At 25.4% G+C, this 7,451-nt stretch carries 8 protein-coding genes; 7 read left to right on the forward strand and 1 reads right to left on the reverse strand.

Annotated features, from left to right (window positions below; all coding sequences use genetic code 4):
• The first annotated feature begins 184 nt into the window (after positions 1-184).
• The 3 genes from D9R21_RS03480 (at position 185) to D9R21_RS03490 (ending at position 4,848) form a co-directional block, all read left to right on the forward strand.
• Positions 185-2,143 (forward strand): ABC transporter permease, encoded by a 1,959-nt coding sequence (locus D9R21_RS03480; RefSeq protein ID WP_126821121.1) that lies wholly within the window; start codon positions 185-187, stop codon positions 2,141-2,143.
• Positions 2,144-2,145: 2 nt separating this feature from the next.
• Positions 2,146-3,126: an ABC transporter ATP-binding protein gene (locus D9R21_RS03485; protein ID WP_126821122.1), complete on the forward strand. Its 981-nt coding sequence runs from the start codon at positions 2,146-2,148 to the stop codon at positions 3,124-3,126.
• A gap of 126 nt (positions 3,127-3,252) precedes the next feature.
• Positions 3,253-4,848: an MATE family efflux transporter gene (locus D9R21_RS03490; RefSeq protein WP_126821123.1), complete on the forward strand. Its 1,596-nt coding sequence runs from the start codon at positions 3,253-3,255 to the stop codon at positions 4,846-4,848.
• An 88-nt stretch (positions 4,849-4,936) separates the two neighbouring features.
• Here D9R21_RS03490 and D9R21_RS03495 read toward each other — a convergent pair whose 3' ends face one another.
• Entirely contained in the window at positions 4,937-5,665 is a 729-nt protein-coding gene (locus D9R21_RS03495; protein WP_241568717.1) for a GNAT family N-acetyltransferase, read from the reverse strand.
• 162 nt (positions 5,666-5,827) lie between these two features.
• Between D9R21_RS03495 and D9R21_RS03500 the strand changes: the two genes are divergently transcribed.
• From D9R21_RS03500 to D9R21_RS03515, 4 genes are all read left to right on the forward strand, one after another.
• Positions 5,828-6,079: a hypothetical protein gene (locus tag D9R21_RS03500; protein WP_126821124.1), complete on the forward strand. Its 252-nt coding sequence runs from the start codon at positions 5,828-5,830 to the stop codon at positions 6,077-6,079.
• Between the two features lie 180 nt (positions 6,080-6,259).
• On the forward strand, positions 6,260-6,484 hold the full coding sequence (locus tag D9R21_RS03505) for a hypothetical protein (RefSeq protein WP_126821125.1): 225 nt from the start codon (positions 6,260-6,262) through the stop codon (positions 6,482-6,484).
• Between the two features lie 15 nt (positions 6,485-6,499).
• Positions 6,500-6,694 carry a hypothetical protein gene (locus D9R21_RS03510; protein WP_126821126.1) on the forward strand — a complete coding sequence of 65 codons (195 nt, stop codon included), beginning with the start codon at positions 6,500-6,502 and terminating at the stop codon, positions 6,692-6,694.
• A 375-nt stretch (positions 6,695-7,069) separates the two neighbouring features.
• Positions 7,070-7,330, forward strand: a complete 261-nt coding sequence (locus D9R21_RS03515) for a hypothetical protein (RefSeq protein ID WP_126821127.1) — start codon at positions 7,070-7,072, stop codon at positions 7,328-7,330.
• Positions 7,331-7,451 lie beyond the last annotated feature (121 nt).

The following is a 7,451-nucleotide window of genomic DNA, read 5'->3' on the forward strand; positions in this document are numbered from 1 at the left end:
AAAGCAAAAAAACGAGCAAAAAATTTATTTAAAAAAAATTAAAAAAAAAACTTAATTTTTTTTTTTAATTTTTTTTTTTTAAAAAAAAAAAAAAAAGTTTTTTTTTTTTTTTTTTTGTATAATTATCTTGTAGTTTTTAAAATTACAAAATATATTATGAAATTAATGAAATAGGAGGGAAATTATGACTCATAATGAAACAGTCGAAGCAACGCAAGGAAAAAAAGCGGAATTAAATAAAAAGATAGTTCATTTTTTTTCATTAAAAATGTTTCGTTATACTTTAATTAAAATGTTAAAGGCACCATCAACATGAGTGATGTTTGTTTTAACATTAGTAGTAGGAATAATTATGGTTTTATCATTAGCTTTAGGAATAAGAGATGTTGCTAGTGGAGACTATATTGATGCTGCTAAATCATTATTTACTATTTATTCATGGATTTGATATATGTTATACTTTGGGTTAACATCAATGTTTATTGGTTTTAAAGCGGTACAGTTAATTCGTGATGAAATTGATGATGGAACATTATTAATTTTTTCATCAATTCCAATCTCACGAACAAGAATGATTATTGAAAAATGATTAGCTTTACAGTTATTATGCTTAATTTATTCACTAATTATTTTATTATTACCACCAATTTTATCATTCGGAATGGGGCTAAAAGGAACAGCATTTGGAAAAGTAATTTTAAGCAAAGTTAACTTTATGATTTTAACAAGTTTTATTTTACAATTATTTTTAACCACAATTGGTATTTTAATTTCTTTAGGATTAAATGCAAAAGGTGTTATCGGTATTTTATTTACAATTGGTTTTTTAACAGTAATTGGAGCGATGATTCCATTTATTTATAATGCAAGTAAAGGTGATCAAGCATCACAATATTTGATTAAAACCGCAGATTTAGCAAAGAATCCTGTTAAATTTAAGGACTCTGATCTTAAAAAAACATATGATGATTTATTAAATCCGACTGGTTGACCAGTATGAAGTGTATCTGACGATAAACTTAGTATATCATTTTCGTATAGTAGTAAAGATATGGAAGCTTTTGATGTGACTTCATTAGCGCGGGATATTGATTTAGTGGTCACTAAATTACATGCTACTGGAAACCCAATTTCTTGAAATGATGTTGTTACAGAAGTTAAAAAAACACCAAATGATTATCCAATATTAGCAAAATTAATTAATACTAATGTATTAGAATTTGATGGTTATAAGTCAATTAAATTTAATGTTGTTAAACCTACAATCGGTAATGAAGTTACATTTACAAATAATAGTGATAAAGGAATTAATATTTTATCGGATTTTTATAATGATGTAAGTTTACAACAACCAATTACGCTTTCAAGAACAAAACCATCATCTGATACTAAAATTAATATAAATGTGTTAGATGAAACAAAATTAAAAAGTAAAACAACAAAAAATATTTATCAAATTATTAAAACAATGTATGATAAATCAATTTTTTCACCAACAATTTTTGGTTATCCAAAAAATAGTTATCTTTCAGAAGGAATCATTGCACCAAGTAGAATTGCATCGCTTGTTTTTAACACATTGTCGAAAACTAGTCAAAATAAATTTAATAATTTTTCTTGAGATTTTCGTGAATTTTTAGATCGTAATTTATATAGTGAAAATGTTTATATTAATGATCTAGTTATGTCATTGTATACTCAATTTATTTCCCAAATATCTTATTGGTCACAACAAGGAATATATGATCCATATAATGCTATTCATGATAACGAGCAACAACCACAAGATAAATTAAATAGTATTAAAAAAGCTCAAACAAATTATAAATTAATGGCATACTTAAATCCATGACAACAATGAGTTGTAATGTGAACAGGAAATGCTAGTGCTAGTGTATCAGGAGCAAATGATATGGCTGCAACAATGTTGTTACCAATTAATAATTATTTAGATGTTAAAATTGATTCTGTTGCTTTTCAGACAAGTGATTCTAAGGCAAAAACAAATTATTTTTTAATGGGAGACTTTAATAAACCAGTAACATTAACTAGTTTATCTGGTTTGTATACCGGTTATTTATTAGTAACACTTGCATTAGCAGGATTAACATTATGATGAATTACAAGAAAGGATTTTGTATAGTTATGAAAACAAAAAAAAGTAATTTTACACCAAATCCTGATTTAGCAATCGAGATTCATGGATTTACAAAAAAATTTAAAAAATTTGTCGCTGTTGATGATATTAATATGAATGTTGCAAAAGGGAAAATTCATGGTTTTATTGGACCAAATGGTTCAGGAAAAACCACAACAATTAAATCATTAGTTGGAGCAATTATTCAAACAAGTGGTAATTTTAGTATTAATGGCTTAAAGGCGAACTCACCAGCAGCAAAAAAACTTATCGGATATATTCCTGAAAATGCTCGATTTCCAAAACATTTAAATGTTTATAAATATTTAATTGAAATGAGTTATTTACGAGATGTTAAGTATAAAGAAGCAAAAATAAAAGCAAAGCAAATCTTAGAAAATCTAAATTTATGAAAATTTCGGACTAAGAATCCTAATACATTTTCATCAGGAATGAAGAAAAAGGTCTTATTAGCACAAGCATTAATTGTGGATCCAAAGGTCCTAATTTTAGATGAACCAGCGGCTAATTTAGACCCAACTGCTCGCCAAGAATTATTCAATGATTTAATTAAAGTTAAAAACCAAGGTAAGACAATTTTAATTTGTTCACATATTTTAACTGAATTGCAAGATTTGGCCGATGAGATTACAATTCTAAATTATGGTAAGGTTGTGTTTTCGGGTACTGTTATTAATTCAACCCAAAACTATTATCAATTTACCGTAATGGAAAAACCAATGTTAGCAAGTTTAGAAAATGTTGTAAAAAAATTAAATCTTCCCATAATTGAAAAATTAGAAGATGGTTTAATTTTACATTTTGAAAATGGCAATGAACAAATTAAAGAAATTACTTATCGTGCTTTTGAAGAAAAAGTAATTTTAATTACTATTAAACCATTTGTAACAAATATTACCGAAATTTACGATCGTGTTGTTTTTTCAGTTAATAAAAATTTTGGTAAAGCAAGTGCATTAAGTAATTAATGTTAAAAAACCTTAGTAAAATAATTTTTTTGAGCTATAATTATAACGAATATTATTAATGTAGTTTTAAAATTACTTTACATCGTAAGGTTTTTTTATTTTTTTATTGGGGGGGAGGAAATTAATTTGTCAGAAGTTTTAACAGGTCGTGAAAAAAAAATACGGTTTGAAAAACCTTGAAAAACAATAGAATACTTTTGTGTTCCAACTGTTTTCTTAATGATTGTTCAAGGGTTATACAATATTGTTGATAAAAGTTTAGCATTATCATTTGCCGCACCTGATTTAATTCATGACCAATTTTATATTGATGCATATAATCGGTTAAAAAATATTAGTGTTACAGAAATTCCTTTAGCTGATATGCGGTCATTTATTAATGTTGCAACTCAATATGCTTCACAAACATATAACTTACAATGGTCGTTTAGTATTATGATTGGAATGGGTTGTGCAATGAATTTTTCAATTGCTTATGGTCAACGTGATATTCCAAGTATGCGTCGAATTGCAGGAAATGGTTTTTTATTAACAGTTCTTTTTTCAATCATCGTCGCATTTGCAATTTTTTGTATTGTATTTCCGGGATGAAACGCTATATTTATTACTTCTCAAATGGGAAAACATTATAATCCAATTACAGAAAGTTTATGTTGAGAATATTCATTTCCAATGTTAGCAGCAGCACCAATGATGTTTTTAAGTTATTATTTTATGTCGTTAATTCGTAGTGAAGGACGAATGAAATGAGTAATAATTATGATTTTAAGTTCATTATTAATTAATGCTGCAGCGGCCATTTTATTTATGAGAGTTTGTCATCTTGGAATGTCAGGAGCAATGTTGGGGACAGTTTTTTCTTGAACAGTACAAGTAATTTGAGGATTTATTATTGTTTTTAAAACAAAAAATAGTTATTCAAAATTTTACTGAAATGACTTATTCCAAATTGAAGAAAAAAATATTGCTAATTTTACTAAAGCAGGATTACCAAATTTTATTAATAATGCTGCTTTAGTCGTTACATCTTATGTTGCAACATCCCTTGTTGTTCAGTTACCAAACCAAGAATATCATAATGGGGTTGCTGTTTTGCAGGAACTTTATTCTTCAATTGTGCCATGAATGACATTAGTATTATCAGCAGGGGTTGGTGTTACACAAGGGGCTCGTAGTATTATTGCTTATAATTATGGGGCAAAAAAGAATGCTCGAATTTGAGAAGTTTTAAAACGGGTTAGTTTATTAATTATTATTTGATTTTGTTTAATGTTAATTGTCTTTATTATTTTTGGAAAAGATATGATGATGTTATTTGCTTTTCCTGAAAAATATGCAACGAAATATCGTTTATGAATTGTTTTAAACTTTATGACTTATCCATTTTGTTCATTAACTTATATTGCTTTAACGTTGTTCCAAGGAATTAATCGTTCTTTTTTAGCAACATTTACAAGTAGTTTACGTTCAATTCTTGTAATTTTACCATTAATTGGAATTGGTTTTGGCGTTAGTCAAGCAACTGGAAATCCAATTTTCTATTATGTCTTTATTGGTTTAAATGATTTAATTTCAGCAGCAATTATTATTCCAATTTTAGTTTACTACTGAAGAAAATATCGTAACAAATTAGTTGATGAACCTGATCCATATTTTAATGAATATCAAGAAGATTTACGAACTAAAAAAGTTTTAAAAGTGAAACATCAACAAAAAAAATAACAAGGTTTGAATATTTAAAATAGACACATAAAATTAATTTTATGTGTCTATTTTATTGAAGATTATTTGTTATTAATTGTAAGATAAATTAATTATTATCATCTCTTTCAACTAAAATTACTCATTTATCTTTTATTGAAAAACTATAACAGTTTTGGTGATAATTGTTAATAGCAAAATCATTTAATCCTTTAAAAGCCATTAAATATTTATTATCAGTAATTTCTTTATTACATTTCTTACAACTAAAATTATTTATCATATTATTAATTGCTGTTTGGTTCATTGTTTGAAGATGTTTAATCTTACCACGACTAATTTTGGTTGCAATTTGACTTAAATTAGTGCTTTTTGTTTTTGTAATGTATTCACTTAAATATAAATTAATTGGACGAAATCCTAATTTGCGATAAACATTATATCCTTGTGATGTTGCAATCAATCCAACCAAATCGTAACCTTGATTATAAACACGATTAATTAAATGATTCATCATTAGTTTTGCTAATCCTTGTTGGAGAAAATTTTGATGAGTTGAAATATCATCAATAATTGCAATATCTTTTTCAAAGTAAATATTTCCAGTTGCTGCAGGAAGATCATTTTTATATAATAAATCAATTTCAGCGGTATCTTTATTTTTATTTAATTTTAATAAAGTTTTATAAAATGCATAATCTCAACTTTTTGGTCCCATTGCACTTTCAAGAATTTTACTAAAATCATTTAATCGTTTATTATCATTAACACGTCGAAATTTAAGATTTTTATCAACTTTTAATTTTACTTTTTTTCATTTTGTTAAATCAAGTACCATTCCAACTAAAATTTCATTTTGAATAAATCCTAATGATTCAAAAAAAGCTTGTTCTTTTTCATCAATTTGTTCACCAATGGTATATCATAAAAAGTCTAAGTCATTATCAACATAGTCTTTTACTAACTCTTTAACACGTGTAGCATCTTCATGGTAATCTAATTGGGTACTAATTGCAATGGTATATGTTTTATCATCATCATTGCTAATAATGTTTATAGTTTTTATAATGATGCCTTTTGAGGTGATAAAGCTGCTGGAAAAGGTTATTTACCATTTGAAATATTTAGAGAACAAGGAAATGATAAAATTGGTGCTATGATTTGTGCTAATGCTACTAGTTTTAGTTTTACTACTTTATTAACTGATAAAATACAAGGTAATGTTTTAGAAAAAGATGGCAAACCAACATAACGAATAACTTATTCAACTTATAATTTAAAACAATTAAATGAAAAAACTAAAAGAGTTTATTTAATTAATGAAAAAACCAAAGCAGTTGATGCTCAAACACCGGTTATTGGTAGTGAAAAAGATAATGATTGCGAATTCTTACAAACACCAGATGGAACAAATTGTAGTTATATAATTGATATGTTTTCAATTCAAGCATTATATAAAGGTAATTTTGAAATTATCTTTTATGCTGATAATCCATATACTAATAATGAAGAAGATTATTTACGATTATCAGTATGGAGTTTTCGTGGCAAAACAAAAAGTGTCTTAAATAATTATTTACGCGATATGACAACTAATTATAAAACTAGTTTCTTACTACCCCATGACTATGAAATACCAACCTTTAATTATCCATAATATGTATTACCACCAGTGCCATATAATTATTCAGAATATACAAAAGATATTATGCCTTCTGATGTAGTACTACCATTAAAAACTAGATTTAATTCAGAAATAAAATGTAAACAAGTAGATAGTAATCCAATAAATTTTTTTGCAGATGAATTTAATTATGGTTATTATGAGGTAGAAATTGATTTAAAACAAATTGACCCAACTATTTAAAGTATAGATAAATTTATTAGTTCTTATAAAACAATAGAAATAAGTAATCTTAATAATATACAAGTTGAATGTGGACAAGTAAATATAGAGAATTTTATTCCCGATAGAAATGTTGATTTATATGGAGCAGTTGATAATTGTAATAATAAATTATTTTCATTATAAGAGGTAAAATTATTAAAAGATGGTTATTCACAAGTTGATAAAGTTAATTTTAAATTTGATATTGATAATTTAATTGTATTAAATACTAATGAAATACCAATAAATGATATTAAAACATTTAAAACTGGTTATACTAATGGTTTACCAAGTGAAAAAAAATATTATAATAGATATGAAGCACCAAATAATATATTTGAAATATATTTTTCATTGCAAATAACATCATGGTCTAATAATGTTAATAATAAAATTAAAGAAATATATTTACAATCATATTATACAAATGATATGAAATTAAAAATTAGATTTTCAAAAGCATTAATTGGTAATTTATCAGCAAAAATATTAAGAAGTACAAGATGATTTTGGGGTAATAAAGATTATATTTTATTAAATATTAATAATCCCAATATATTAGGTATTCGCAATAAAAGTGATAATCCAGTTAAAATTACATTTAAACCAAGATAAAAAATAAAAAAAAGATTTACATCTACAATGTTTCTTTTAACTGAGAATATGAAATAAAAAACCTTTCTAGGTTATTATTAAATATATAAAGTTAGGAGAAACATTTTTTATATGGCAAAGG

The organism is Spiroplasma endosymbiont of Megaselia nigra, assembly GCF_003987485.1.
Classification (GTDB): domain Bacteria; phylum Bacillota_I; class Bacilli_A; order Mycoplasmatales; family Mycoplasmataceae; genus Spiroplasma.